General features: G+C 66.5%; 29 protein-coding genes. 6 read left to right on the plus strand and 23 right to left on the minus strand.

The genetic code is table 11. The features are described from left to right. Nucleotides 1–6 precede the first annotated feature (6 nt). Together ACV095_RS19175 and ACV095_RS19180 are read left to right on the plus strand one after the other, a co-directional pair. The gene (locus ACV095_RS19175) at nucleotides 7–666 is read left to right on the plus strand and encodes a GntR family transcriptional regulator (protein WP_018770893.1); all 660 of its coding nucleotides are present in this window, start codon (nucleotides 7–9) and stop codon (nucleotides 664–666) included. Between the two features lie 97 nt (nucleotides 667–763). Continuing rightward, nucleotides 764–1,213, plus strand: coding sequence for a DapH/DapD/GlmU-related protein (locus tag ACV095_RS19180; protein ID WP_018770894.1), 450 nt, complete (start codon nucleotides 764–766; stop codon nucleotides 1,211–1,213). Nucleotides 1,214–1,251: 38 nt separating this feature from the next. Here ACV095_RS19180 and ACV095_RS19185 read toward each other — a convergent pair whose 3' ends face one another. Genes ACV095_RS19185 through ACV095_RS19205 form a run of 5 tightly spaced genes read right to left on the minus strand, consistent with a single transcriptional unit; the run spans nucleotide 1,252 to nucleotide 6,986 of the window. After that, nucleotides 1,252–2,304 carry a LacI family DNA-binding transcriptional regulator gene (locus tag ACV095_RS19185; RefSeq protein ID WP_478222503.1) on the minus strand — a complete coding sequence of 351 codons (1,053 nt, stop codon included), beginning with the start codon at nucleotides 2,302–2,304 and terminating at the stop codon, nucleotides 1,252–1,254. Next, entirely contained in the window at nucleotides 2,304–3,788 is a 1,485-nt protein-coding gene (locus tag ACV095_RS19190; protein ID WP_478222504.1) for a glycoside hydrolase family 1 protein, read from the minus strand. Before ACV095_RS19190 ends, ACV095_RS19185 begins: the two co-directional genes overlap by 1 nt. Continuing rightward, nucleotides 3,785–4,702 (minus strand): carbohydrate ABC transporter permease, encoded by a 918-nt coding sequence (locus ACV095_RS19195; protein ID WP_018770897.1) that lies wholly within the window; start codon nucleotides 4,700–4,702, stop codon nucleotides 3,785–3,787. The genes ACV095_RS19190 and ACV095_RS19195 overlap by 4 nt, the downstream gene beginning before the upstream one ends. Beyond that, entirely contained in the window at nucleotides 4,699–5,691 is a 993-nt protein-coding gene (locus ACV095_RS19200) for a carbohydrate ABC transporter permease (RefSeq protein ID WP_478222505.1), read from the minus strand. Before ACV095_RS19200 ends, ACV095_RS19195 begins: the two co-directional genes overlap by 4 nt. 2 nt (nucleotides 5,692–5,693) lie before the next feature. Next, complete coding sequence (locus ACV095_RS19205; RefSeq protein ID WP_018770899.1) at nucleotides 5,694–6,986, minus strand: ABC transporter substrate-binding protein; 1,293 nt, start codon at nucleotides 6,984–6,986, stop codon at nucleotides 5,694–5,696. A 346-nt stretch (nucleotides 6,987–7,332) separates the two neighbouring features. On the opposite strand from ACV095_RS19205, the gene ACV095_RS19210 reads away from it, so the two are divergent. Continuing rightward, complete coding sequence (locus tag ACV095_RS19210) at nucleotides 7,333–9,234, plus strand: adenylyl cyclase (protein ID WP_478222506.1); 1,902 nt, start codon at nucleotides 7,333–7,335, stop codon at nucleotides 9,232–9,234. A gap of 60 nt (nucleotides 9,235–9,294) precedes the next feature. On the opposite strand, the gene ACV095_RS19215 is transcribed toward ACV095_RS19210, so the two are convergent. From ACV095_RS19215 to arfA, 12 genes are all read right to left on the minus strand, one after another. After that, nucleotides 9,295–10,332 carry a HoxN/HupN/NixA family nickel/cobalt transporter gene (locus ACV095_RS19215; protein ID WP_478222507.1) on the minus strand — a complete coding sequence of 346 codons (1,038 nt, stop codon included), beginning with the start codon at nucleotides 10,330–10,332 and terminating at the stop codon, nucleotides 9,295–9,297. After that, nucleotides 10,332–11,033 (minus strand): urease accessory protein UreD, encoded by a 702-nt coding sequence (locus ACV095_RS19220; RefSeq protein WP_442781148.1) that lies wholly within the window; start codon nucleotides 11,031–11,033, stop codon nucleotides 10,332–10,334. Before ACV095_RS19220 ends, ACV095_RS19215 begins: the two co-directional genes overlap by 1 nt. A gap of 197 nt (nucleotides 11,034–11,230) precedes the next feature. Then, nucleotides 11,231–11,848 (minus strand): urease accessory protein UreG, encoded by a 618-nt coding sequence (gene ureG, locus ACV095_RS19225; RefSeq protein WP_223993434.1) that lies wholly within the window; start codon nucleotides 11,846–11,848, stop codon nucleotides 11,231–11,233. 42 nt (nucleotides 11,849–11,890) lie between these two features. After that, a complete protein-coding gene (locus ACV095_RS19230; RefSeq protein WP_144600963.1) occupies nucleotides 11,891–12,571 on the minus strand; it encodes an urease accessory protein UreF in 681 nt (226 codons plus the stop codon). Beyond that, complete coding sequence (gene ureE / locus ACV095_RS19235; RefSeq protein ID WP_018770905.1) at nucleotides 12,552–13,031, minus strand: urease accessory protein UreE; 480 nt, start codon at nucleotides 13,029–13,031, stop codon at nucleotides 12,552–12,554. The genes ACV095_RS19230 and ureE overlap by 20 nt, the downstream gene beginning before the upstream one ends. A 19-nt stretch (nucleotides 13,032–13,050) precedes the next feature. Next, nucleotides 13,051–14,781: an urease subunit alpha gene (gene ureC, locus ACV095_RS19240; protein WP_478222508.1), complete on the minus strand. Its 1,731-nt coding sequence runs from the start codon at nucleotides 14,779–14,781 to the stop codon at nucleotides 13,051–13,053. Beyond that, nucleotides 14,778–15,116 carry an urease subunit beta gene (locus ACV095_RS19245; protein ID WP_018770907.1) on the minus strand — a complete coding sequence of 113 codons (339 nt, stop codon included), beginning with the start codon at nucleotides 15,114–15,116 and terminating at the stop codon, nucleotides 14,778–14,780. Before ACV095_RS19245 ends, ureC begins: the two co-directional genes overlap by 4 nt. A gap of 11 nt (nucleotides 15,117–15,127) precedes the next feature. Further along, nucleotides 15,128–15,430 carry an urease subunit gamma gene (locus tag ACV095_RS19250; RefSeq protein WP_026266013.1) on the minus strand — a complete coding sequence of 101 codons (303 nt, stop codon included), beginning with the start codon at nucleotides 15,428–15,430 and terminating at the stop codon, nucleotides 15,128–15,130. Between the two features lie 115 nt (nucleotides 15,431–15,545). Then, complete coding sequence (locus ACV095_RS19255) at nucleotides 15,546–16,097, minus strand: cysteine hydrolase family protein (RefSeq protein ID WP_018770909.1); 552 nt, start codon at nucleotides 16,095–16,097, stop codon at nucleotides 15,546–15,548. 106 nt (nucleotides 16,098–16,203) lie between these two features. Continuing rightward, the gene (locus ACV095_RS19260; RefSeq protein WP_478222509.1) at nucleotides 16,204–17,208 is read right to left on the minus strand and encodes a LacI family DNA-binding transcriptional regulator; all 1,005 of its coding nucleotides are present in this window, start codon (nucleotides 17,206–17,208) and stop codon (nucleotides 16,204–16,206) included. Beyond that, entirely contained in the window at nucleotides 17,208–17,795 is a 588-nt protein-coding gene (locus tag ACV095_RS19265; protein WP_018770911.1) for an HhH-GPD-type base excision DNA repair protein, read from the minus strand. The genes ACV095_RS19260 and ACV095_RS19265 overlap by 1 nt, the downstream gene beginning before the upstream one ends. Nucleotides 17,796–17,855: 60 nt before the next feature. Then, nucleotides 17,856–19,382, minus strand: a complete 1,527-nt coding sequence (gene arfA / locus ACV095_RS19270) for an arabinosylfuranosidase ArfA (RefSeq protein ID WP_478222510.1) — start codon at nucleotides 19,380–19,382, stop codon at nucleotides 17,856–17,858. A 453-nt stretch (nucleotides 19,383–19,835) separates the two neighbouring features. On the opposite strand from arfA, the gene ACV095_RS19275 reads away from it, so the two are divergent. Beyond that, a complete protein-coding gene (locus ACV095_RS19275) occupies nucleotides 19,836–20,636 on the plus strand; it encodes an ANTAR domain-containing protein (protein WP_478222511.1) in 801 nt (266 codons plus the stop codon). Between the two features lie 5 nt (nucleotides 20,637–20,641). On the opposite strand, the gene ACV095_RS19280 is transcribed toward ACV095_RS19275, so the two are convergent. From ACV095_RS19280 to ACV095_RS19305, 6 genes are all read right to left on the minus strand, one after another. Next, the gene (locus ACV095_RS19280) at nucleotides 20,642–21,415 is read right to left on the minus strand and encodes an anti-sigma factor (RefSeq protein ID WP_056388337.1); all 774 of its coding nucleotides are present in this window, start codon (nucleotides 21,413–21,415) and stop codon (nucleotides 20,642–20,644) included. Continuing rightward, entirely contained in the window at nucleotides 21,402–21,980 is a 579-nt protein-coding gene (locus tag ACV095_RS19285; protein ID WP_018770915.1) for an RNA polymerase sigma factor, read from the minus strand. Before ACV095_RS19285 ends, ACV095_RS19280 begins: the two co-directional genes overlap by 14 nt. Before the next feature lie 67 nt (nucleotides 21,981–22,047). After that, nucleotides 22,048–22,191: a class F sortase gene (locus ACV095_RS19290; protein WP_478222512.1), complete on the minus strand. Its 144-nt coding sequence runs from the start codon at nucleotides 22,189–22,191 to the stop codon at nucleotides 22,048–22,050. Continuing rightward, the gene (locus ACV095_RS19295; RefSeq protein WP_478222513.1) at nucleotides 22,191–22,802 is read right to left on the minus strand and encodes a class F sortase; all 612 of its coding nucleotides are present in this window, start codon (nucleotides 22,800–22,802) and stop codon (nucleotides 22,191–22,193) included. The genes ACV095_RS19290 and ACV095_RS19295 overlap by 1 nt, the downstream gene beginning before the upstream one ends. A gap of 111 nt (nucleotides 22,803–22,913) precedes the next feature. After that, nucleotides 22,914–23,750: a DUF4397 domain-containing protein gene (locus tag ACV095_RS19300; protein WP_377204398.1), complete on the minus strand. Its 837-nt coding sequence runs from the start codon at nucleotides 23,748–23,750 to the stop codon at nucleotides 22,914–22,916. Between the two features lie 120 nt (nucleotides 23,751–23,870). Beyond that, nucleotides 23,871–24,890: a LacI family DNA-binding transcriptional regulator gene (locus tag ACV095_RS19305; RefSeq protein ID WP_018770918.1), complete on the minus strand. Its 1,020-nt coding sequence runs from the start codon at nucleotides 24,888–24,890 to the stop codon at nucleotides 23,871–23,873. A 133-nt stretch (nucleotides 24,891–25,023) separates the two neighbouring features. On the opposite strand from ACV095_RS19305, the gene ACV095_RS19310 reads away from it, so the two are divergent. Next, nucleotides 25,024–25,365, plus strand: a complete 342-nt coding sequence (locus ACV095_RS19310) for a YciI family protein (RefSeq protein ID WP_056388341.1) — start codon at nucleotides 25,024–25,026, stop codon at nucleotides 25,363–25,365. A gap of 21 nt (nucleotides 25,366–25,386) precedes the next feature. Beyond that, nucleotides 25,387–26,004 (plus strand): M23 family metallopeptidase, encoded by a 618-nt coding sequence (locus ACV095_RS19315; protein WP_268002442.1) that lies wholly within the window; start codon nucleotides 25,387–25,389, stop codon nucleotides 26,002–26,004. The last annotated feature ends 60 nt before the right edge of the window (nucleotides 26,005–26,064 follow it).

Here is a 26,064-nt window from a genome sequence, read left to right on the forward strand (position 1 = left end):
GAAGCCATGGCCGGACTGACCGCCCCCTTGCTGGGACTGGAAAAGAAGAGCCTGCGCGAGCAGGCGCTCTCGGCGCTGAGGACCGCCATCACCAGCGGAGAACTGGAACCCGGCCGCCACCTGGTGGAAACCGAGCTGTCCGAGATGCTGCAGATCAGCCGCGGCACCCTTCGCGAAGCCCTCCGCCAACTGGAGCAGGAGGGCCTGCTGTCCGCCGGCCCCCGCGGCAGGCTGTCCGTCCGGCACCTGGACGAAAAGGAAATCCGGGACATTTACTCCGTCCGCGCCGCCCTGGAGTCCCTGGCTGCCCGGACCCTGTGCGAACTGCCGGACCGGCAGCAGGTCACCGAATCACTGCACAAGGCCATTGACGCCATGGAGGCCGCGGCCAGCGGCAGCCTTGAGGCGCGGATCGAATCCGATCTCGAATTCCACCGCACGCTGTGCCGGCTCACCGGCAACGAAACACTGCTCCACTCCTGGGAATCCCTGGAGGGCTCCATCCGGATGTCCATCATGTTCGCCGGCCTGGAAAAAGGCGTCAGCAACATGAGCGTGGACCGGCACAAGGACATCGTCGCCGCCATCGACACCGGGGATGCCACCCTGGCCCGCAAGACCATCCTGGAACACATGGACACCGCGGCAGCCAACCTGGTGGCGTAGCTTTCGGCCTCTTTACCTTCCCGATTGGGAATCCCACGGCACTCCCAGCCGTTAACCTACTGCGCGGTAAATAACCGCGGCGTTAACGAGGGATGGTATGACCGCAAAGTTTGTGTCAGTTGAGGACGACGCCGGCAAGGTCACCCGGTATGCCCGCCACGACAACGGCGGCGGCCTCATTGCACCTGGAGCCATCGTGGCCGACAGCGCCAGGATCGGCTCCATGAGCTATGTGGAACACGGGGCCAGGGTGGGTGCAGGCTGCCGGATTGGACACGGCAGCTGGATCGACCGGGACGCGACGATCGGTGACCGGACGGTGATCGGCGATGGCGTGCGCATTGGCCGGGGCACGGTGATCGGCAACCGGGTCCACATTGGCAGCCACTCAAGGATTGGTTCCAGCGTCCTGATCGAACACGGCGCCCACCTGGACAGCGACAGCACGGTGCCTGACGGCAGCGAGGTCCTCGCCGGGGCGCACTCACGCCTGGCACCGGCCCGGCACCGGCAGCACCGGAGAGTCAAGGGCGGGATAGCGGCCTAACCCGGGGCTGTAGGTTCGCGGGTTACTGGGTTAATGGGTCACGGGGCGGTGCTCCCGCGCACCACCAGTTCCGCCGGATAGATGACCGGTTCCGATGCCTCTCCGGGGTTTCCGATGGCGCTGACCAGAAGCTTTCCTGCCGCAGCAGCCATCTCCACCATGGGATGGGCCACCGTTGTCAGTCCCAGGCCGTTCGCCGCCTGGATGGAATGGTTATCGAAGCCGACAACCGCCACGTCGACGGGCACACGGCGGCCCGCACTTCGAAGAGTGTCCACGACGCCAAGCGCCATGAGGTCGGACGCAGCGAAGATCCCGTCCACCTCAGGCGCCGTGGACAGCAGGTGCTCCGTAGCCTCCGCACCTCCCGCCGTCGTGAAGTCCCCGTGGATGACGGGCCCGGGCTGGAGGCCGGCTTCCCGCAATCCCTGCAGCCAACCTTCCAGGCGGTCGACGGCGGCTGTCATGTCCGTAGGGCCGGCAACAGTTCCGAGCCTGGTGCGGCCGATGCCGGCCAGGTGCCGCGCTGCCAACCGGCCGCCCTCGAAGTTGTCCAGGTCCACGTAGGGAATCCCGGATGCCGTGTCCCACGGCCTGCCGATGAAGACGGTTGGCAGCCCGGTGGCTCCCAGGGTCTCCACCCAGTCGTCCGCCCGGTGATGGGACACCACGATCGCGCCGTCAACGTGACCGCCGCGCAGGTAGCGGATGGTCCGTGCAGAATCGTCCCCTGCCCGGGACATCAGCAGGACCAGCTGCAGGTCCGTATCGCGCAGTGCCTCGTTGACTCCCGTGATCACCGCAGCAAAATAAGGGTCCATCATGACCCTGGCATCAGGTTCAGGGATCACCAGGGCCACCGAACCCGCACGCCGGGTAACCAGGCTCCGCGCAGCACGGTTGGGCGTGTAGCCCAAAGCGAGGATCGCGGCGTCGACGGCCGCTTTGGCTTCGGGACTCACCTTCAATCCGCCGTTGATGGCACGGGAGGCAGTAGAGCGGGACACGCCGGCGGCCGACGCCAGGTCCTCCAGCGTTGGACTTGGCCGCCCCGCCCCTGCCGGGGCCGGGCGGCTGGAGTTTGCGTTCATTACACCGACAATACGACACCTTGGCCTGATGCCGGCACGAGGTTGCTGGCCGCCGTCATGGCGTTGCCGGATGCCACCGCCGCGTACCACAAACCGCTCGCTTTCGGGACACGATTCTGGGTTGGATAGTCCACCCGGACCAGGCCGAAGCGCTGATGGTATCCAAAGGACCATTCAAAGTTGTCCAGCAGGGACCATGCGAGATAGCCGCGGACATCCACGCCGTCTTCGATGGCCCCGTGGACGGCCTGGAGATGGGCTGCGAAGAACCCCAGCCGGTCCTGGTCGTCCACGAACCCCGCTTCATTGGGAACATCATTGTAGGCGGCCCCGTTTTCGGTGATGTAGATGGGGATCCCGGCGGGTCCGGTGTAGTCTCCATGCAGCCGGTTGAGCAGGCGCCGCAGCCCCTCCGGCTGGACCTCCCAGCCCATGCCCGTTCTTGGCAGGCCCCTTGGAACCGACCGCGCCCCGTCGGCCGCCACGAAAGGGGAGGACACCGGGCGCGCTGTCTGCCCGGGGACCGACGTCGTCTCCTGACCCGCCTGTTCCCCGGGGTCCGCCGGGTCCTTCGTGAGGGATTCACCGTGGTAGTAGTTGACGCCCAGCAGGTCCAGCGGCGTGGAAATAAGATCCAGGTCACCGTCATGCACCAGGTCAGCCATTCCCAGGTGTGCGACGTCTGCCAGGAGATCGTCCGGATACTCGCCGCGGAACAACGGGTCAAGGAAAATCCTGTTGAACTGCCCGTCGATCCGCCTGGCAGCGTCCCGGTCGCCGGCGCTGCCGGGGTCCCTGGGATCGGCGACCGTCAGGTTCAGGGTGATGCCCAGGGACGTTGAAGCGTCTCGGCGCCGGAGTTCCCGGACCGCCAGGCCGTGGCCCAGCAAAAGGTGGTGTGCCGCAGCAAGGGCTGAACGGGGTTCCTGACGCCCCGGGGCATGGATGCCGGCAGCGTAGCCAAGGAAAGCCGAACACCACGGCTCGTTAAGGGTCGTCCAGATGCGGACCCGGTCCCCCAGCACGCTGTGCATCAGGGCCGCGTACTCGGCGAAACGGTATGCGGTGTCCCGGTTGGCCCAGCCGCCTTTCTCTTCAAGTGCCTGTGGCAGGTCCCAGTGGTAGAGGGTCAGCCATGGCGTGATCCCGGCGGCCAGCAGTTCATCCACCAGGCGGGAGTAGAAGGCGATCCCTTCCGGGTTGGGTGTGACGCCGTCGGGCACGCAGCGCGCCCAGGACGTGGAGAACCGGTACGCCTTCATGTGCAGCTTGCCCATGAGCGCCACGTCCTGCTTGTAGAGCCGGTAGTGGTCGCAGGCCACGTCACCGTTGTGGCCGTCCGCGACGGCACCGGGCAGCCGGGCGAACACATCCCAGATGGAGTCCTCTCGGCCGCCGGTGTGTGCTGCGCCTTCGATCTGATAGGCAGCTGTTGCCGCGCCCCAGAGGAAACCCTCCGGAAATTCAGGTCGGGTGGGACTCATCCTTTGACTGCTCCTTGCATAATTCCAGATACGAGTTGCCGGCCTGCAGCGATAAAGAGGAGCAGGAGCGGGATGGTGGCCAGGACTGCGCCGGCCAGGACCACGGAGTAGTCCACGAAGTGGGCCGCCTGGAGCAGCTGCAGGGCCACCGGAAGGGTGGGGTTCGAAGGGTCAAGGACAATGAACGGCCAGAAGAAGTTCGTCCAGGTGGCCACGAAAGTGAACAACGCGAGCATGGCGGCAGCAGGCCTTGCCGCCGGGAATCCGACGTGCCAGAAGGCCTGGATCATGGAAGCACCGTCCATCCTCACAGCTTCAATCAGTTCATCCGGGAGGGCGTCGCGCAGGTACTGGGTCATCCAGAAGACGCCGAATGCGGTAACAACGCCGGGGATGATGACGGCCCAGAGGGATCCGGTCCATCCCAGTTTGGACATCAGGATAAACAGCGGGACTACGCCGAGCTGGGTGGGAACGGCCATGGTTGCGATGACAAACACCAGCAGCGCCTTGCTGCCGCGGAAGCGGAGCTTGGCGAAGGCGAATCCGGCAAGGGTGGAGAACACGACGACGGATGCCGCCGTCACGCAGGAGACCATAAGGCTGTTGCCCATTGCCTTCCAGAACGGAATGCTGGCAAAGACTTTGGCGGCGTTGGCCAGGAAGTTCCCGCCAGGCAGCAGCGGGATGCCGCGGCTCAGTGCGGTGTTGTCGTGGCTGCCCACCAGGAAGGACCAATAGAGCGGAAAGAGGGACGCCAGGAGGACAGCGCCCAGGAAGCCGTAGGTGAGGAAGCCGGGCCGGCGGTCACTTCCGTGGCCCGACCTTTGTTTCCGGGTACCTGGCCCGCGCCGCGCTGCTGCCTTGGCCGCCCCTTTCCCGGCGGACTGTTCGATCATGGGAATGGAGCTCACTTGCGGCCTCCGTTGCTTGCGATGCGTTTGGTGATGAGGAAGTTGAGCAGGGCGATCAGCACGATGATCAGGAAGAGCAGCCAGGCCACGGCAGATGCCCTGCCGAAGTTGCGCTGGCCCCAGCCGAGTTCCCAGATGTACATGGTCAGCGTCTGCCACTGCCTGTCCGCTCCGCCCAGGCCGGACTGGTCGAAAACCCGCGGTTCGTCGAAAATCTGAAGGCCACCGATGGTGGATGTGATCACCACGAAGATCACCGTTGGCCGCAGCATGGGAACGGTCACGGAAAAGAACTGCCGCAGCCTGCCCGCGCCGTCGATTGTTGCCGCCTCGAACACATCCCGGGGAATGGCCTGCATTGCTGCGAGGAAGATCAGCGCGTTGTAGCCGGTCCAGCGGAAGTTCACCATGGTGGCAATAGCCAGGTGGCTCGCAAGGGACTCTGAATGCCACCGGACCGGGTCCAGCCCTGCCGCCGTCAACATCCCGTTAACCAGCCCAAACTGGTCCGCAAAGAGATTGTTGAAGATCAGGCCTACTGCCACCGGCGCCACGACGAAGGGGACCAGGACCCCCATCCGCCAGAACGTCCTCGCCCTCAGGTTCGCGTCCAGCACCGCCGCTATCACCAGGGCGATAACAACCTGGGGAACGGAGGACAGGATGAAGATGCTGAAGGTGTTGCCCACGGCGTTCCAGAAGTAGGGCTGGGCCACGATGAAGGCGTAGTTTTCCAGGCCCGTGAACTTCCCCTGGCCGCCGATGAGGTTCCAGTTGTGCAGGGAAACCCATGCCGTGTACACCAGCGGGAACAGCCCGGTGACGGCGAACAGGATAAAGAACGGCGAGATGTAGAGGTAGGGGGACAGCTTTACGTCCCACCTGGAGACCTGCTGCGAGAAGGCCAGGCGCCGGACACTCTTCGCGCCCGCCGGACGCGGGGACTGTCCCCCGGCGCTTTGGGGCTTGACCCGGTCGGTGACAGTCATGCCTAGAGGGCTTTCACCGCGGCGGCGAACTTCTCCCAGGAGGAGGCGGCGTCGTCGGATTTGTCCACATCCACCCGGGTGAGGGCCTGCTGCATGGCGTCGTTGATGGCAAAGAACTTGGTTCCCTTGAAAGGCGTCACGTCAACGGCCTTGGCGCGTTCGGCGAAGATCCGGCCGGTGGGCGCACCGTTGAAGAACCCGTTCGTCTGGTCCAACAGTTCACTGCTTTCCAAGGCCTTCTTCTGGCTGGGGAAGGTGCCCTTGGCAGTGAATGCCTTGATCTGCTGTTCGGGTGCGGTCAGCCAGCCTGCCAGCTTCTTCGCCTCGGCCTGGTGCGCGCCCTGGGTGGGGACCGTCAGGTAGGACCCGCCCCAGTTTCCGCCGCCGCCGGGGAAGACGTTGGCCACGTCCCAGCCGGCGACCCCCGCCGCGTTGCCCTCGATGACACCGAGCATCCAGCCCGGGCAAAGGGTGGTGGCGAAGGCACCGGTCTGGAAACCGGAAGCCCAGTCATCGCTCCACTGCTTGAGATGAGCTGACAGCCCGTCCTCGGTGGAGGCTTTGAGGACCTGGTTGTAGGTGTCCCTGACCTTCTGGTTCTCCGTGGCGATGACGGTGCCGTCTTCCTCCTCGTAGACCTTGTCAAGCTGGTTGCTCATGCCCTGGTAGATAGCCCCGGCGGAGTCGAACCAGGCGGACTCCGGCCTGGCGGCCTTGAATGCCTTCCCGGCTTGGAAGTAGCTGTCCCACGTGGTGCCCAGCAGTTTGGCAACTTCCTCACGCTGGGTGGGCAGGCCGGCCTTTTTGAACTGCTCAGCGTTGTAGCAGACGGCCTCAGGGCCGGAGTCGGTCCCGTAGCCAAGAAGCTTGCCGTCGGCGGTTGTGGCGGCCTCGGCCTTCCAGTCCAGCCAGCGACCTTCAACAGCGGGGTCGCTCAGGTCCGCGAAGCGGTCCGGATACTGCAGGAGTTCCGGGAGCCAATCCACCTCTACGGCCTCGATATCGGACAAGCCTGAGCCGGCAGCCAGGCGCGTCGTGAGGTTGTCCCGTGCTTCATTCGTGGTTGCCGCCTTCTTGTGCACAATGGTCACGTTCGGATTCAGGGCTTTGTATTCCTCAAAGAGCGCCTCATAGCCGAATTCGTTGAACGTGCCGACCGTGAGCGTTACGGGCTCGGATCCCGTTGCACCGTTGACTCCTGCCTTCTCGGGCGATGAGGAACCGCACGCGGTCAACGACAGGGCAAGGCACGCGGCGGCAGCCGAAAGCACGGAGAACTTGCTGGGGTTTTTCACAGGGGAAGACTCCTTCGTCAGAAATGCCCCATTGGTCCGATGGACGGTGGGGCTGGGGAGCGGTGGGGACGGGTCGGAGGCCGATCCGTGGTGGGAGCGCTCTCACCAAATGGTGTCCCATCTCACAGATGGTTGTCAAGGCGAGGTAGGAGCGCTCCCATATGCCCTTGTCGACACCCCGTTGCGGTGTTAGGCTTCCCCGACGAGAGCGCTCCCACGGCCGCGTCTTTTCGCCGCCCACATCCGTCTCGACGAATCCCACCGACGAACAGGACCAGCAATGCCGCTAGCCCACCTACCCCAACCGCCGCGCGCCGAAAGGCCCAACGGCCCCCAACCGCGGCGCATGAAAAGCCCCCTCAGACACGTCACCGGCACGGCGGTCCTCCTGGCCGGCCTGATAGGCAGCGGAGGAGGAATGGCCGTCGCGTCGCCCGCCGCACCACAGGCATGGGCCCCGACCCAGGCAGCCGCGCCCCAGGCCCCCCTGCCGGCCGCGATCCCGGCTCCTCCACAGGCGACGCAACACCCCTTCGGACCCAATGTGTACGTCTTCGACCCCAGCATGCCGGTGGCCCGGATCCAGGCAACGGTGGACTCCATCGCGGCGCAGCAGGTGGACGACGAAATGGGGACCAAACGCTATTCCCTGTTGTTCAAACCCGGCACCTATGGAACCCCGGAGCAGCCGCTGATTGTCCAGGTGGGCTACTCCACGGAGGTTGCGGGGCTGGGTGCTGCACCCACCGACGTCACCATCAACGGGCACGTGGACGTCTACAACCGCTGCCTGTCCGCGGACAACTGCATCGCGCTGAACAACTTCTGGCGTTCGCTGTCCAACCTCACCATCAACGTCACCGGACTTGAAGGCTGCCGCAGCTCGGCGAACTTCTGGGCGGCTTCGCAGGCCTCACCCATGCGGCGGATCAACATCACCGGCGGCAACCTTTCCCTCATGGACTACTGCACGGCAGGGCCGCAGTACGCCAGTGGCGGCTTCATCGCGGATTCAAAGACGGGCGCCGTCATCAACGGCTCACAGCAGCAGTACCTGGTCCGCAACAGCAGCATCGGCAGCTGGTCCAACGGAGTGTGGAACCAGGTGTTCTCGGGCGTAAACGGGGCGCCTCCGCAGTCCTTCCCGAACCCGCCGTACACCACCCTGGCCGCCACGCCGATCAGCCGCGAGAAGCCGTACCTGACGTTGGATCAGGCCGGCCAGTACAACGTGTTCCTGCCCGCCGTCCGCCAGGACTCTGCCGGGACCACGTGGGAAAACGGTCCCACAGAGGGCCGCAGCATCCCCTTGGCCGACTTCTACGTCGCGAAGCCCGGCGATTCAGTGCAGGCCATCAACTCCCAGCTGGCCAGGGGAAAGCACCTCCTCCTGACCCCGGGGGTGTACGACGTTGACCAAAGCATCGAGGTCAAGCGGGCAGGAACCGTCGTTCTCGGGCTGGGCATGGCAACCCTCACCGCCGTCAACGGAGCGGTCCCCTTGACGGTGGCGGATGTCCCTGGTGTCGACGTCGCCGCCGTCACCATAGATGCCGGAGAGGTGGAGTCACCTGCCCTGATGCGCGTCGGTAAGGCCCGCCAGGGCGCAGGGAGCGGGCCGGCCAACTCCGCCGCCCACAGTGATACGGCCAACCCCACCACGCTCCATGACGTGTTCTTCCGCATCGGCGGCCCGCATGTTGGCAAGGCTTCGGTCAGCCTGGAAGTCAACAGCGACAACGTCCTCCTGGACCACATCTGGGCCTGGCGCGCCGACCATGGGAACGGCGTCGGCTGGACCACCAACACCGGCGCGAACGGCGTGATCGTCAACGGCAACAACGTCACCGCCACGGGCCTGTTCGTGGAGCACTACCAGCAGTACAACGTCATCTGGAACGGCGAAGGCGGCAAGACCGTCTTCTTCCAGAATGAGCTCCCCTACGACGCGCCCAATCAGGCAACGTGGCAGCACGACGGCGTCCTGGGCTGGGCAGGTTACAAGGTGGCAGATTCCGTCAAAACCCACGAGCTGTGGGGCGGCGGCAGCTACGTGTACAACAATGTGGATCCAACCATCCACGCCACCCGTGGCTTTGAGGTTCCGGTAACGCCGGGCGTGAGGCTGCACAGCCTTTTGACGGTGAACCTCGGCGCGGGAACGCTGGACCACGTGGTCAATGACACCGGCGCACCGGTGTCAACCGACGCCGTCGGAGTTCCCAGCTACGTAGCCGACTTCGGCTAAAGAACCCCCTCAGGACCACCGCAGGGCGCGGTGCGGCAGTCAAGGCCGCACCGCGCCCTGCTACGTGTTTCGAAGTGCCTTCCCTCTCAGCCCGGCCCCGCCCCACACGGCCAGGAGCAGCGCCACCAGCAGCAGGCCGGCGTAGCCCAGGTCGACGGACGCCAGCCACGCGGTCAGCGGATCCTCAGGGGCAAAGGCCGCGTGGAAGAACCCGGCCAAGGTAATCACCGAGATGAACAGCGCCGAGACCGCGGAAATGCCCGTGACCAGCGCGTTGAAGCCGAGCTTCCGCCGGGGATCATCCAACGCGGAGCGGTACATCCGCATCATGGCCATGCCGTTCAGCGAGTCGCACAGGGTCATCGCGGCAGCGAAGGCAAGCGGCAGCGCAAGCAAGGCGAAGGGCGGCACCCCGGCCAGCGAGGCCGCCGTCGCCATCATCAGCAGCCCGATGGTGGTGGCAGTATCAAAGCCCAGGCCGAACAGGAAGCCGATCACATAGATGCTCCCCGGCCGGCGCACCCGGGACAGCGGACGGGCGAGCAGCCGCGCCACCAGCCCCTGCGGCGCCAGGTCCCGGTGGCCAATGGTGGCGCCATCACGGGCGCGCCGGTAGGCAGAAAGTGAGCGGGTGAACGCGGAGCCGTTGAACAGTCCCATGGCCAGCAGGAACAGGCCGGACACACCACTGCCAATCAGGCCCAGGACCAGGTTTCCGGCCGTACCGTCCTGCATCAGTCCGCCCACCACGGACGCGCCGGCGATCACCAGCACGCCTGCCAGGGTCACCACTGAGCTGTGGCCCAGGCTGAAGGCGAAGCCCACGCTCACCGGGTCCTGCCCCTGGGCAACGAACCTGCGGGTGGAGTTGTCGATCGCTGCGAGGTGGTCCCAGTCGTAGCTGTGCTTCACGCCTGCGAGGTAAGCGGTGAGCACCAGCCCCGAGGACAGCGGCCGGCTTCCTGCGCCGAAGGTCCCGGCTAGCAAAAGGACGACGGCGGCGGCATGGAGCGCGGCTACCGCACCGAAAGTGAACAGCACCCGGGTCCGGAGCGGCAGCAGGTCCCGGTCACGGTAGAGGACGCCGATGCTGGTCATCAGTGCTTCCTCAGGTTTAGCGGGGCCTGGCCGTACCAGAGTCCGCGGAGCAGGTCCGTGCAGGAACGGAGCAGCAGGTTCAGTTCGTCGGTGCTGTGGGAGAGGCTCCGCAGCACCAGTCCGGTTGTGCCTGCCACGGTGCGGGTCAGGGAGATGCCGGTCAGCGATTCCCGGCCGGCGGTGAGGCCGTGGAGTTGGTCGGCGAGCGCCTGGTCCACCCGTGCGTCCACCACCACCAGCGACCCCAGGTGGCTGTATCCCTCCATGAAGCCGAGTCCGGTGACGTCGTGGAGTGGCGGCCGGATCAGCAGGTTGTCCAGTGCCAGCAGCTGCGGGTCACCATCAGCGGCCTCAATATGGATGTCGTTGCGCAGCCGGACTTCCTGGTACCGGAAGGCGGCTCCGTCGGGCGACCAGCCGGGGGTTACTACCTCGGCCATGACCAGGCTCGACGACGGCCGCAGGGTCACGGAGGTCCGCTGCCGGTAACTGGCCTGGCGGTAGGCGATGAGCTGGTCGGGCATGAGTTCCAGCCGCGCCCCCTCCCCCAGCCGCACAGTCATCCGCTGCTCTGCAAAGGACCCGGGAGTCCGGTAAACCTTCGTGGCGGACTGGGTGGTCAGGAGAAGGTCGGCCCCATCCTGGACCTCAACATCAACAAGGAAGAGGTCAGCGCCAAGATACGCCCCGCCAGGATTCACGACGACATAACAAACCTGCCCGGAGTCATCGAGATAGTGAGGGCGGAGTACCCGAAGGGCCCCCTCATGGAACTGATGTGAGGCAAGGGACCGGCGGCCCCGCAAAGTGACGCCCAGCTCAAGCCGCCCCATAGGTGACTGTCCGTGGCTGGATCCGGCGGCTACGTCACCTTCGGGCAAGTCCACGACTGCCATGTCTAGTGCGCCAGGTCGAGCATCAGGACGTCGTGCCGGATCCAGTCGATGACCTTGTCCAGGCCCTCGTCAGTTTTCAGGTTGGTGAAGCAGAACGGTTTGTTGCCTCGGAATTCCTTGGAATCCCGCTCCATGACGGCCAGGTCAGCCCCGACGTGCGGCGCGAGGTCGGTTTTGTTGATGATGAAGAGGTCGGACTTGATCATGCCCTGGCCGGCTTTGCGCGGGATTTTTTCGCCCTGGGCCACGTCGATGATGTAGATGGAGAAGTCCACGAGTTCGGGGCTGAAGGTAGCGGAGAGGTTGTCGCCGCCGGATTCGACGAAGATGACCTGAAGGTCGGGGTGGCGGGCTTTGAGTTCCTCGATGGCGGCGGTGTTCATGGAGGTGTCTTCGCGGATGGCGGTGTGGGGGCAGCCGCCGGTTTCGACGCCGATGATCCGGTCCACGGGGAGGATGCCGTTGGCGGCGAGGATCTTGGCGTCCTCGATGGTGTAGATGTCGTTGGTGATGGCGGCCATGGAGATCCCGCCGCTCATGTGCCGGGTGAGCCGCTCCACGAGCTGGGTCTTGCCGGCTCCCACGGGGCCGCCGATGCCGATCTTGATGGGTTCAGACATATGTCCTCCTTTGACTCAAAAGCACAGTATTTACAAGCACGGTCAGCTCATGAACATCCGGGCACGTTGGCGTTCGTGCCGCATTTGCGAGATTTCCAGCCCCGGACTGACGGCGCCGAAGTCGTCCAGCGTCAGGCGGGCGATGCTGTCGATGGCGGCAGCAACGTCGTCGTGCGCTTTCCGCAGCACCCGCTGCCCGGCGTTCTGCCCCAGGGGGATGGCGCGGACGGCATTCTGCGTCAGGGAGGTGGCGGCGGCAAAGAGGTAGGCGGCGAGCGCCTCCTGGAGCGGCACGCCCAGGGAGCGGGCGACGACGGCGAACGCCAGCGGCTGGTGCCCGGCGGCCCGGCCCGTGGTCACTAGGTCCCGGTACAGTTCCAGCGCAGGCGACGGAAGCACCTCCGCCCCGATCTCCAGCAACCGAAGCCCCATTTTGATGCCCGCCTCCCGCACCTGCCGGGGCAACAGGGACGCAGAGAGCAAAGTATCCAGCTCCCCCACATCAACACCCCCGTAGAGAAAGCGGATGGCGAGCCCGTCAGAGTATGTCAGCTGCTGCCCGATGAACGCGCCGAGCCAGATACCGAAGGACTCTTCATCAGATACGAGCTCCCGCTCGATGTATGTCTCGAACCCAAGGGAGTGCGCAAACGCCCCGGTAGGCAAAGCGGAATCGACAAGCTGCTGAAGCGCCAGCTGATAGTTAGTGGCTGTGCTCAGCATGGCGGAAAGGTACAGGCATGACGCGTTCCTGGCGGGTGTAGGGGACGGCATTGTGGCGGAGGTAGTCCTCGACGGTGTGGTCGTAGGCGCACACCATGACGTCCGCCCCGTATTCGGAAGCGGCGTCGAAGAACTGGGCCTGGAGGTGGCGGTTGCCGAGGGAGTGCGCGGTGACGCCCATTTCGGAGATGGTGCGGGGTGCGATGACCAGGACGTCGGTGGGCAGCACGGACACCACGATCATGTTGGCCTCTTCCACGTGAAGGATGTCGCCGTCGCGGAGGTCCCCGGAGCCGGAGGGGAGGCGGATGCCGATTTCCTTTCCGTGGTCGGTGGTGGCGCGCTGGATGCGTTTGACCAGCTGGGAGCTGGGAAGCACCACCTTTTCCCGGTGCAGCCCGGCGTAGGTTTCGGGGTCCGGAAGGTCGTGCAGGTTGCCGAGGACTTTGTCGATGATCACGTGGGGGCTCCGGTGGGGTCTAGAACAGGAAATAACGCTGGGCCATGGGCAGGACGTCCGCGGGTTCCCAGGTGACGTCCTCGCCGTCGACGGTTACCTGGTACGTTTCCGGGTCCACCTGGATGTCGGGGGTGGCGTCGTTGTACTTGAGGTCGGCCTTGGTGAGGGTCCGGATGCCGGAGACGGCCCGGATGACCTTTTCCAGCCCCAGTTCCTGGGGTACCCCGGCGTCGATCGCGGCCTGGGACAGGAAGGTGATGGAGGACTGCTGCATGGCTTTGCCGAACGTGGCGAACATGGGCCGCATGGTGCGGGGCTGGGGAGTGGGGATGGAGGCGTTCGCGTCCCCCATCAGTGCGTAGGCGATCTGCCCGCCCTTGAGCACCAGCTCCGGTTTGACGCCGAAGAATGCGGGATCCCAGAGGACCAGGTCCGCGAACTTGCCCACCTCCAGGGACCCCACGGAGTCGGCGATGCCCTGGGCGATGGCGGGGTTGATGGTGTATTTCGCCACGTAGCGCTTGAGCCGGAAGTTGTCGCTGCCCGCGCTGCCATGGATTCCGGCGGTGGGATCTTCCAACACCCCGCGCTGCTTCTTCATCTTGTCCGCCACCTGCCACGTGCGGGTGATCACCTCGCCCACCCGGCCCATTGCCTGGGAGTCGGAGGAGGTGATGGAGAAGATGCCCAGGTCCTGCAGGACGTCCTCGGCGGCGATTGTTTCGGCCCGGATCCGGGAATCGGCGAAGGCCACGTCCTCGGGGATGTCCGGGTTGAGGTGGTGGCACACCATGAGCATGTCCAGGTGCTCTTCGATGGTGTTCCGCGTATAGGGCAGCGTGGGGTTGGTGGAGGCCGGCAGGACATTGGGCATGCCGGCAATCTTGATGATGTCCGGGGCGTGGCCGCCGCCGGCACCCTCCGTGTGGAAGGTGTGGATGACGCGGCCGTCGATGGCGCGGATGGTGTCCTCCACGAATCCGCACTCATTCAAGGTGTCGGTGTGGATGGCCACCTGGACGTCGTACTCGTCCGCCACCTTCAGGGAGGTGTCGATGGAGGAGGTGGTGGACCCCCAGTCCTCGTGGACTTTCAGCCCGATGGCACCGGCGCGGATCTGCTCGGCCAAAGGTTCGACGGCGGACGCGTGGCCTTTCCCGAACAGCCCGATGTTGATGGGCAGCCCCTCAGCCGCCTGCAGCATCCGCTGGATGTGCCACTTTCCGGGTGTGACGGTGGTGGCCTTGGTGCCTTCGGCAGGGCCGGTGCCGCCGCCGATCATGGTGGTCACCCCGCTGGCCAGGGCCGTGGGCACCTGGTCCGGGGAGATGAAGTGGATGTGGGTGTCGATTCCGCCGGCAGTGAGGATCTTCCGTTCGCCGGCGATGATTTCGGTGCCGGCCCCGATGACGATGTCCACGCCGTCGGTGATCTGCGGGTTCCCGGCTTTGCCGATGCGGAAGATATGCCCGTCCTTGAGTGCCACGTCCGCTTTGTAGATGCCGGTGTAGTCCAGGACCACCGCGTTGGTGATGACGGTGTCGGGAATGTCCTCGTCGCGGGTGGCCTGGCCGTTCTGGCCCATGCCGTCGCGGATTACCTTGCCGCCACCGAACACTACTTCCTCACCGTAGACGGTGAGGTCCTGTTCGATCTCGAGGAACAGGTCGGTGTCCGCCAGGCGGATCCTGTCACCGGCGGTGGGCCCGTACAGGTCCGCATACTGCCGTCGCGGGATCTCGAAGCTCACTGGACGTCCCCTTCCTGGCGGGTGCCGCCGTCGAGCTTTCCGTTGACCGCGTTGCTGAGCCCGAACACCTCGCGGCGCCCGGCCAGTTCGATCAGCCGCACGCTCCGGGAGTCCCCCGGCTCAAACCGTGCAGCCGTTCCCGCGGGAATGTCCAGCCGCCGGCCGTAGGCGGCGTCCCGGTCGAAGGACAAGGCAGCGTTGGCCTCGGCGAAGTGGAAGTGGGAACCCACCTGGACAGGCCGGTCGCCGGTGTTGGTCACGGCCACCTCGATCGCGTCCCTGCCCGCGTTCGCGGTCACGGGCTCCGGCCGGAGAACGTACTCGCCTGGGATCATTGCGGCTCTCCTTAGCGGATGGGGTTGTGGACGGTGACGAGCTTGGTGCCGTCGGGGAAGGTGGCCTCGATCTGCACGTCGTGGATCATTTCCGGCACGCCCTCCATGACGTCCTCGCGGCTGAGGAGGGTGGTGCCGTAGCTCATGAGATCGGCAACGGTCCTGCCGTCCCTGGCGCCCTCGATCAGTTCATAGCTGATGATGGCCACGGCCTCCGGGTAATTAAGTTTCAGGCCGCGGGACTGCCGGCGCCGGGCCAGGTCCGCGGCCACCACGATCATGAGCTTTTCCTGCTCACGCGGCATCAGATGCATGGATTTCCCTTCGACGGCCAACGGCGTGGGCTCCAGCGTAGACCCGGCACGTTTCCGCCAGGTTTCAGCAGCATCAGGCCGGTCTATCCGGAGCCTGTTTGCTGACCGGTGGGGCCTACTTGCTGAGCCCGGAAAGGATCTCCCCGCTGGACTGGACGGGCTGGCGGTAGGTGGCGGAAAGGATGCGGAGCATGTCGGCGGCGTCCTGGTCGGCTTCGGAGGCCATGGCGTCCCTGGCATACGTCACGCGGATGTTGTGCGCGAATGCATCGGCGGCGGTCTGGGCAATGCAGTTGTGGGTTGAGACGCCCGCGAGCACCACCTGGTCGGCTCCCCAGTTCCGCAGCCGGGCCAGCAGGTTGGTGCCCACGAAGGCGCTGTCGCGGGTCTTGTTCAGCTGGGGCAGGTCTTCGGTGATGAGCCCCGGCACGGACTGGGCCTGTTCACTGCCGCGGAAGATGAACCCCTGGTCGTCGTCGAGCATGCTGAGGGTCCAGGTGGATTTGTCCCGCTCGTGTTCGGTGCCCACCAGCAGCGCCTTGTGGCCGGCGGCCTTGAACCCTTCCAGCAGCCGGTTGCACTCGCTGACCACCCGTTCCCGCTGGGCTGCCAGTTCGGGGGTTTCAAAGAATGCGTTCTGCATGTCGATGACCAGGAGGGCAATCATGGCGGCACCTTTCCGTCTCTTGAACCGGTGGCATAGGCGTACCCGCTTGCGGAGCAGGCGAAACCTGCCCGCCCGAAACCAGGGCGCCGGGACCAGAGCACCGGAACTACGGCGCGGACTCGCGGATCTTTAGCTCGAACCCGGCCTCCACGTGCACGCCCGCCCCGGATGTCTCGCGCCCGGCGATCCGGTCCAGCAGCAGGCCGATGGACCGTTCCGCGATCTCGTCCATGCCCGGCGAGACGGTGGTCAGGGACGGGGACGCGAACCGGGCTTCGTCGATGTCGTCAAAGCCTGCCACGGCCACGTCCTGGGGCACCTTAACCCCGCGGATCAGGAGTTCGTGCAATGCGCCGAGTGCCAGCACGTCGTTCAGCCCGAAGACGGCGTCGAACTCCACGCCGGATGCCAGGAGGCCGGCCACGGCGGCGGCGCCGGTGTCGCGCCGCCACTCCGCAGGCACCACCAGGGCAGGGTCGAACGCGATGCCGGCTGCCTCCAGCGCCTTCCGGTATCCGTTCAGGCGCAGGCCCCCGCTGCCGGAGGTCTCCCCGGCGTTCGCCCCGATCACGGCAATGCGGCGGCGGCCGCCGGCCAGCAGGTGCGCCGTGAGCGCCGCCGCGGCTTCCCCGTTCTTCATCGTGACCAGGTCGAAGCGGGGATCCATGATGTGCTCGCCGAGCATCACCAGCGGCTTGCTGCCGGCACGCGCGGCAATGGCCTCCGCGTCAACCATCAGCGGCGTGAACAGCAGGCCGTCGGTGAGCTGCCGGAACGTCCCCTGCAGGGCGCCCAGTTCAGCGGCCGCTTCCGCGTCGGACTGCTCCACCAGCACCCGGTAACCCCGGCGGGAAGCGGCCTTCATCAGCCTGGACGCCAGCTCGGCGTAGTACGGGGCGGAGAGGTCGGACAGGACCAGCCCCAGCATGGAAGTCTTGCCGGACCGGAGGCTGCGCGCCGTGAGGTTGGCTTCGTAGCCCAGCTCCGCAATGGCATCCTGCACCCGCTGCTTGGTGGCCGGACGGATGAACTCGTAGTCATTCAGGACGTTGGAAACGGTCTTGAGGGAAACGCCCGCCGCCCGTGCGACGTCGTTCATGGTGACTGCCATTAACGTTCTTTTCCTGCTTTCGCCGCTGCTTTGGCGGCCTGCTTGCTGGCGCGCACTTTTGCCAGGGATTCCGGGTCCACGATGTCTGCCACTGACAGGTAGCTGCCGTCCTCACCATAGTGTCCCGCGGCTTCACGCCATCCCGGCGCATTCAGGCCGCGCTGCTTGCCCAGGAGGGCCAGGAAGATTTTCGCCTTCTGCTCGCCGAATCCGGGCAGGGCCTTGAGGCGGCGCAGCACCTCGGCCCCGTCCGGTGACCCTTTGGTCCAGATGGCCGCGGCGTCCCCGTCCCACTCGCTCTGGACGGCCTCGGCCAACGCCTGCACCCGGGCGGCCATGGAACCGGGGAAGCGGTGTACGGCGGGCCGTTCCTTGAACATCTCCACAAACGCCTGGGGGTCCTGCGCGGCGATGGCCTCCGGCTTAAGCGACCCGATCCGGCTGCGGATCTTCTCGGGCCCGGCAAAGGCCGATTCCATCGTCACCTGCTGGTCCAGCAGCATGCCGGTCAGCAGGGCGAAGTCGTCCTCGCTCAACAACTTGTCCGCGGCGGGATCGCCCGTGATGTGCAGTTCCATGCCGTCCATCCTCCCACCTGCGGCCCGCCGTCGTCATAAGGGCGCCCCTGCCCTCCCGCCCCCGGGGGGTCAGCTGTCCACGGACAGCCGGATCATGGACCAGGACACGGCGGGGAGTTCGGCGGTGAGCCTCCCGCCGTCCACCTTCACGGTGCCGTTTTCCGATGGCAGGACGGAGGTGGAATCGTCGGCGCTGGCCTGCCAGTACGGGTCCTTGTTGGCGTAGGTCACCGCCTCCAGCAACCGGACATCGCCCAGCCCGGCCACGGCTGCGTCAAGCGTCAGTGCCTGGCCGGCGGACCGGTTGACGGCGAACACCACGGCTTCGCCCTTGTCCGCGTCATAAGTGGCGACGGCGGACAGGGCGGCGACGTCAGTTGTCGTGCCGCCGCTGACCAGTGGGGATTCGACGGCGAGTTGCAGGACGGTGCCGGAGGCGTGCCGTGAGGTCAGGGCAAAGGGGTGGAAGGTGGTCTGCTTCCAGGCGCGGCCGCCCGGCTCGGTCATGATGGGGGCGATGACGTTCACCAGCTGCGCCAGGCTGGCGGAGTGGACGCGGTCCGTGTTGCGGAGCAGCGTGACCAGCAGGTCCCCCACGACGACGGCGTCCGCCACCGTGTAGGTGTCCTCCAGCAGGACGGGGGCCACGGGCCAGTCCTTGCCGGTGGGCACCTTGGACTCGTCGCGGCTCATGTGCCAGACGTTCCACTCGTCGAAGGAGATGTTCACCTGCTTGGAAGATTTCTTGACCGACTTCACATGGTCGATGTGGCTGACGAGGTCGCGGATGAAGGCCTCCATCTTGTGTCCCGCGGCGAGGTGTTCCTGCAGGTCGCCGAAGTCCTCGAAGTACTGGTGCGCCGAGATCAGGTCCACCAGCTCGTAGGTCTCCGTCAAAACCACGCGTTCCCACTCACCGAAAGTCGGCATGGTGGGCCCTGAACTGCCGCAGGCCACCAACTCCACGTCCGGCTGCATCATGCGCATGGCACGGGCAGTGTCGGCGGCCAGGCGGCCGTATTCCAGCGCGTTCTTGTGGCCGATCTGCCAGGGGCCATCCATTTCGTTGCCCAGGCACCACATTCTGATGCCATAGCCGTCCCGGGCACCGTTCGCCTGGCGCTGGCCGGCCAGCGCCGTGCCGGCGTCGATGTTGCAGTACTCCAGGAGGTCCAGCGCCTCCTGGACCCCGCGGGTGCCCAGGTTCACCGCCATCATGGGTTCAACGCCGGCCCTGGCGGACCACGTGGCGAACTCGTCCACGCCCACCGTGTTGGGATCGGTGGAGTGCCAGGCCAGGTCCAGGCGCACGGGCCGCTGGTCAACCGGGCCCACCCCGTCCTCCCAGCGGTAGCCGGACACAAAGTTGCCGCCGGGGTAGCGGACGGTGGATACCCCCAGTTCGCGGGTGAGCGCGAGGACGTCCCTCCGGAACCCGTCGTCGTCGGCATCCGGGTGGTCAGGTTCAAAGATGCCGGTGTAGACGCACCGGCCAAGGTGCTCAACAAAGGCACCGAACGTACGACGGCGGACCGGCCCCACGGTGAACGACGGGTCGACGGTGATTTTTGCTGCGGCGGGTTCTGGCTGGGTCACGAAGGCATCCTCGGCTTAGTTTCTACAACGTTATAGAAACTATTGTTGGGGGGCCCGCCTCGGGAGTCAAGTGCTCCGTTGACCGGGCGGCAGCGCGGCCACACCCCTGGGCCGCCAAGCGACCCGCTTCCCACCTGCGGCAACACGCCTGAGGGGTTCCGCAGGGCGCGCCCAAGTACTCCCTAATCGGAAAAACAGGTACTGGTTACGCATCCACTGGGGGCTGGACGGCCATTAGGTTTTTCACAGAGACAAGACCTGTTCTGCTTTCCGGTACTTGGCTCACTAGGGGGTGTGAGACTGGCAATGCATGCACGACAGGTAAACCCAGGCTTCCCGGTTCATAGGACCCGGGTACTAAGCGGGGCCGGCGACGAGGAGTCCTTTGAGACCAAGGGCTCTCCCCCAGCCGTCGCCGGCCCTCTTTCCCCAGCGAACACCCGCAGGACGCGCGTGCCCCATCCGGAGCCGCGCGGCCGTGAACGCGGTGCACCCCGGAACCCCGCCCTCGTGCTGGACCTGGTCAACGACGCCCAGACCCTCTCCGATTCCCTTAGGCTGCTGGTGGCCGCCTCGGCTGACCATGTGGCCGCCACCGCCGGGATTGACGTGGGCTGCGGCCTGGTGCTGCACCAGGCCAAGCGGACTCCTGCCATAACGGGCACCACCGGTGAAGTAGTGCGGATGCTGGACTGGGAACGGGAAATGGACGAGGGGCCGGTAACTGACGTCATGTCAGGCGGGTACCCCGTCGCGGTGCTCCAGCGGAACGGGGATTTCCGGTGGCAGCACTATTCGTCGCAGTTGCAGTTATCAGGGTTCGGCAGTGCCCTTGCCGTACGGCTCCGCCTGGAAGCGGACCCCGCGGAAGATGACCAAACGATCGGCAGCAGTGGCCCCGGCAGGACCGCCGCCGCACTTGCCTTCTTCGCGCACGACTCGAAGGCTTTCCCGCTGCAGGCCATCGCCGAGGCACGCACCTTTGCCGCCCTGGCAGCCAAGAGCCTGCAGATGGCCATCAACCTGCACTCCGCCCGCTCGCTGGCCACCGACCTCCGTTCGGCCCTGGACAGCCGCACCTCCATCAACGTTGCCTGCGGCGTGATCATGGCCCAGAACAGGTGCTCGTACCAGGAGGCCTTCTCCATCCTTGCCAAGGCTTCCAGCCACCGGAACATCAAGCTGCGCAAGGTGGCGGAGGAACTGCTGGAGCGGTTGCCGGAAGGTGCCCCGCACTCACACTTCGGCGGCTGACCGCGTCAGGATGACAGGGTGCCCCTGGCGATGCTCACGCTGGAGTGCGCAGGATTGCCGTCCATCGGTTCGTCGGAAACATCCACCACCGGGTACTGGGAGAGGTCCAGGCCGGTGGGCACCTGGAACGTTCCGGATGTGGAGTTCATGACGCCCAGGCTGACCAGCCGGGAAAGGTCCGGCGCAATCAGCCACACCTCCTGGTAACCCTTGGCTTCATCCTTGTCCAGGCTGATTTCCAGGTTGCGGGAACCGTCGGGCGCCGTCACCACCTTGGCCGATCCTGCGGCGGAGTGCTGCGCCAGCGGCGCCAGCTGGGCAGAGGCCAGCTGCTGGGGCTGGGGCGGACGGGTCAAGGTCAACACCGCACCAACCACCACCAGGACGGCTGCGGCTGCAGCTGCCACCCACGTACCGGGGCGCTGCCACCAGGCACCTTTGGTCCGCCGGCGGACAGGGATGACGTTCGACGGCGGCGCGTCCGCAGGTGCGGCCGCCGGACCCGCGCTGTTTCCCTTGGCGGCGTCCGCCGCCAGCGGATCCTCCCGCACGGACCCCGAAAGGCCCAGTTCCCGGTGGATTCCAGCCCATACCTGTGGCCCGGGCACGGCCAGGCGGCTGGTGTCCGGTGCGGTCTTCACCGCGTCCACCGTGCGGCGCAGGGCGGCAAAATCGGCGGCGCACTCGGGGCAGGCAGCCAGGTGCTCCCGGGCACCCGGGTCCTCCCAGCCGTCGTAAAGTGCCAGGAGGCTCAACTGTTCCGGATCAAGATGCGGCATGGTCTACCTCCAATCTGCTTCGCAGGTGCGACAGGCTCCGGCGGATGTGGCTCTTGACCGTACCAAGGGGAAGGCCCAGTTTGCGTGAAATCTGCTCGTGGGTCAGGTCCTCGTAAAAGGCGAGCTTCATGATGGACCCCTGGGGCTCGCCCAGCCTCTCCAGTTCGCCGTCCAGGAGCAGCCTGTCCGCCAGCATTTCCGCCGCCTCTGTTCCCGTTCCGGCGTCTTCTCCCATACCGGCTCCGGCCGCGGCGAAGGCCTTGCGTGCTTCCCGGGCTGCCGCCGAATGGGCATCGGTGATGGCGTTCCGGGTGATTCCCACGATCCACGCCGGCAGCCTGGCCACTTGCGGGTTGAAGGTACTCCGCGAACGCCAGGCCCGGATGAAGACCTCCTGGGTCACGTCGTCCGCCGCTGCCCTGTCCGGCAGTGAACGCAAGGCAAGGGTGTGCACCAGGGGCGCGAACTCACGGTAGGCCGCTGCCAGGGCGTGCTCATCCCCGGCCAGGAAGGAGTCGGTCAGTGCGTCATCCCATCCGCGGAAAGCGTGCCCGGGAAGCGTCACAGGCAACTCCTTCCCGGCGTCGGCGCACGAGTTACATGGCTGGCCACCGGTGATGCAGAAACCAGGTTCATGCAGGAACTGCGGTGACAATGACATTGTCGCTGTAGTCCATCCGCTCGTCCAGCCATCGGCCGCCGCAGGTGACCAGCTTGAGTTCGTGCGGGCCGGACCGGCGGAACAGGGCGCCGCCGTCGAACTTGTCCTTTGCCATCAGTTCCACTCCCACCACCCGGTAGGCGAGCGGCGCGGCCCCATCCCGCCCACGCGGATGAGGATTCCCGGCGAGAGGGACTTCAATGCCGAGAACGGTGCCCGGTCGGACGTGGTGTCGATATGGCCGGCGATGACGGCGGTTCCCTCGGCTGCTCCCGGGGCCGGACCGAATTTGTACCAGGCCGCCCGGTCGAAGGCGTCAGGGATTTCCATCGCTCCCCCGCCGGAAACTCCCCCGGGCACCACCGGCATGTCGATGGCAGTGCCCGCCACGGTCAGTGATGTTGGTGCCGGCACCACCGCCGCGGCGGTGGGGGCCGCGGGCCGGACCGGGATGGCCCCGGTGGGAGGTACAGCGGAGCCGGCAGGGGCCGGCGCCCCCGGCGAGGGCGCCGGCTCGTGAGAGCCGGTTGCCGCGGCAACCGTGGAGGGGGCCGGCTGCCCGGCAGAACCGGTGGGACCCGCAGAACCAGTGTGACCGGGGGAACCAGTGGGACCGGCAGGACCGCAGCCGGACAAAACCAACGCGGCAGCCACCATCGCTGCCGCCGCGCCGCCTGCCGGATGGCGACGGCGGTACCCGGGTGCCGGCGTCGTGCCTGCCATCATGCCTGCCGCCTCCCTTCCATGTATGCCGGCCATTGGCGGGGCCGGTGCAGGGGCCCGTCCGTTGCCGGCCGGGCCCCTGCGGTGTGGTCCTTCAGCGGGCGTCTGGCCCGGTTACAGTTCCGCCCGCCGTGCGCGGACCGCGCGGGCTGCGCCCACCGCCCCCGCGAGGAGGGCCAGCGCTGCCAAGCCAAACCCGGCGGTGGCAACGGCAGGGCCCGCTCCACCGGCATCCGCGGACCCGTCAAGGGCACCCGGCACAGAGGCCGGTGCGGAATGCAGGCCCTCGATGGTCTGGACTGCAAGCTTCAGGTTCTGGTCGGCCAGGCTGCCCCAGGCGTAGACGATGGTGTGGGTACCTTCAGCCACCGCCACGTCGGCCGGGCCGATCACCGGGGCGGTGGTGCCTGCGGCAGCCACCGCGGCCGGGACGGTGCCGGGATCCAGGGTCAGGGTCTTTTCGTTCGGGTTGGCCAGGTTGGTGACAACGGCGGTGCCGCCTGCCAGGACATCGACGGCGGGGGCTGCGGCTGCGTGCCGGACCGTCAGTTTGCCCTTCCCGGCGGGAATTTGGGACACGTCGTTGGTGAACAGGCTGGCGGTGGGTTTGCCGTCGGCGCCGAGGTGGGCTGCGGCCGTGTAGTTTCCGTTGGCGGCAAGGGTGACGCTCACCGGACCAATGGCCGGCGCGGAGGCGTTGGCGGCATCGGCTGCCGTGATGGCGATTTCGTACGTGCCGGCCGGAAGGGCCAGTGGCCCTGCAAGGGTTCCGGGGGCAAAGTCATCCAGGGTGCGGTCACCGTTGACCCAAACGTCCACGGTCAGTCCGGGAACGCCATGCAGCACGGACAGCTGGGCATCCCCGTCTGCTGCGTGGGCGGGACCGGCCAGAGCGATTGCGGCTGCAATGGCTGCTGCACCGGCACCTGCGGTGAAGATTTTGTTGCGCATGTCCATCTCCTTGAACGGCCCGGCTGACGGGCGTTTTTTGCTGACACTCCTACTACCGGCGCAGCCCCGGATTTGGATGCAGAATCATGGAGATTTTTTTTGGCGCTTGGTGCCGTCCGCCTAGGCGCGCGCTGGAGCGGCGGTGCTGGCACGCAGGACCAGCTCCGGCGGGACCACAGTGGAGCTCACCGCGGCACCCGACTCGATTTCCTTCAGCATGATGTCCATGCAGCGGCGTCCCAGCTCCTCGAAGTCCTGGCGGACGGTGGTCAGCGGCGGCGTGAAGTACCCCGCCTCCGGCTGGTCGTCGAAGCCCACCACGGAGACGTCGTCGGGCACCCTGACCCCCGCCTCGGTGAACGCGCGCAGCAGGCCCAGTGCCATCTGGTCGTTTCCAACGAAGATGGCCGTGGCCCTGAGTCCGGAGGCCAGCTTGCGGCCGATCGCGTAACCGCTGCCAGCGCTCCAGTCCCCCTCAACCAGCAGGGAATCATCCAGACCGGCATCCCGGAGGGCAGCACGCCACCCCTCCGCGCGCTCAGCGCCGTCCGTCCAGTCAGGCGGGCCGGCGATGTGCCCGATCTGCCGGTGGCCCTCACTGATGAGATGTTCGACGGCGAGCCTGGCGCCTGCACGCTGGTCCACCATCGCGCCGCTGACGGAAGCGCTGCCGGCCGAGCCCACTGCCACCACGGGCACGGGAAGATTCATCTGCTCCAGCACTGCGAGGGTGTCCGAGTGCGGCACCAGCACGGCGATCCCGTCCACGGCCTGGTCCATGAAGTGGCCCACGGCGTTGGAGATGGCATCCCGGCTGATTTCCCGCAGGGCCGCGATACTGACAAAGTAACCGGCGTTGCGGGCGGCATGTTCAACCCCCAGCAGGGTGTTGGCCGGGCCGTACTGCGAAAGCTCGCTTGCCAGCACGCCAATGGTCTGCGAGCGCCGGGTGACCAGGCTCCGGGCCGCGGTGTTGCGCCGGTACCCCAGTTCGGCAATGGCGGCCTCCACCTTTTCCCGGGTCGCCTTGCTGACGTTGGGATGGTTGTTCACCACCCGGGAGACGGTCTGGTGGGAGACCCCCGCCACCTTGGCCACGTCTTCCAGGCGCGGCATCCGGCCCTTGCTGGTATTTGCCATGAGCCTATTGTGCCTGTTGCAGCCCCCGCGGCGGCGTCCCCGGGCGCCGGCACAGCGCGCCTGAATCCTTGCGCGGCAGCGGAGCGATGGGAAGGATGAAGCTGATCGACTTGCCAACGAAGGAGCCGTGAGAATGACCAAATACCTGATCTCGTTTCCCAGCGGCGCCATGGACATCCCGGATGGTGGCCTGCAGGCCGTAGCGGACGCCGCGCATGCCGTGGTCCAGGAGGCGAAGGACGCCGGCGTCTGGGTGTTCGGCGGCGGCATCGACGAGAGCGTTCCGCCCGTGATGGTCGACGGCGACGGTACGGTGAGCGAAGGCACCTACCCCCAGACGGCGCAGATCGAAGGCGGCTACACAGTGCTGGAACTGCCCGGCTACGAAGCCGCACTGCACTGGGCCGCGAAGATCGCCGCGGCCTGCCGCTGCGCACAGGAAGTGCGCGCCTTCCAGTACGATCCCGCCAGCTGACCCATCAAGCCCCGCCAAACCATGCCTGCGGCGACCCCTGCGGACCTGGAGTATCCGTTCACCGGCCCCTGGCTGGTGCAGAATTCTCCCGCCAACCGGATCCCCAGCCACGGGACGCGGCTTTTCGCCACGAGCCACGCCATCGACTTCACCCCGCTGGACCGGAACGGGCGGTCTGCGCCGGTCACCCTGGCGTCGCTGTTCCGGCCCGAGCCGCCGGAGCAGTTCGTGGGGTTTGGCAGGGCTGTGACAGCCCCGGCCTCCGGTATTGTCCTCGCCGCCCATGACGGGGAGCCGGACCATGCCGCCTTCCGCGGCTTTCCATCCATTCGTTACGCCGCTTCGCAGGCCAGGCGGGCGCGGGAGGGATGGCCGGGCCTTGCAGGCAACCACGTGATCATCGGGAGCGGCGCGGTGTTCATCGCCCTGTGCCATCTGCAGCGCGGGAGCGTCTGCGTCCGGCCCGGCAAGCCGGTTGAGTGCGGAGAGATGGTGGGCCGCTGCGGCAACTCCGGCAACAGCACGGAACCGCATCTGCATGTGCAGGCCATGGATTCCGCCGATCCGGCCCGGGCTTCCGGCGTTCCCCTCTCGTTCCCCGGCGGACTGCCGCGCAACGGGACCATCGTGCATGCCTGAGGCGGGAGTACCAAGGGCCGGAGCAATGGATGGGACCGGTCAGGGCCCGGCGGTGTGGGA

This window comes from Arthrobacter sp. JDC6 (assembly GCF_056484025.1).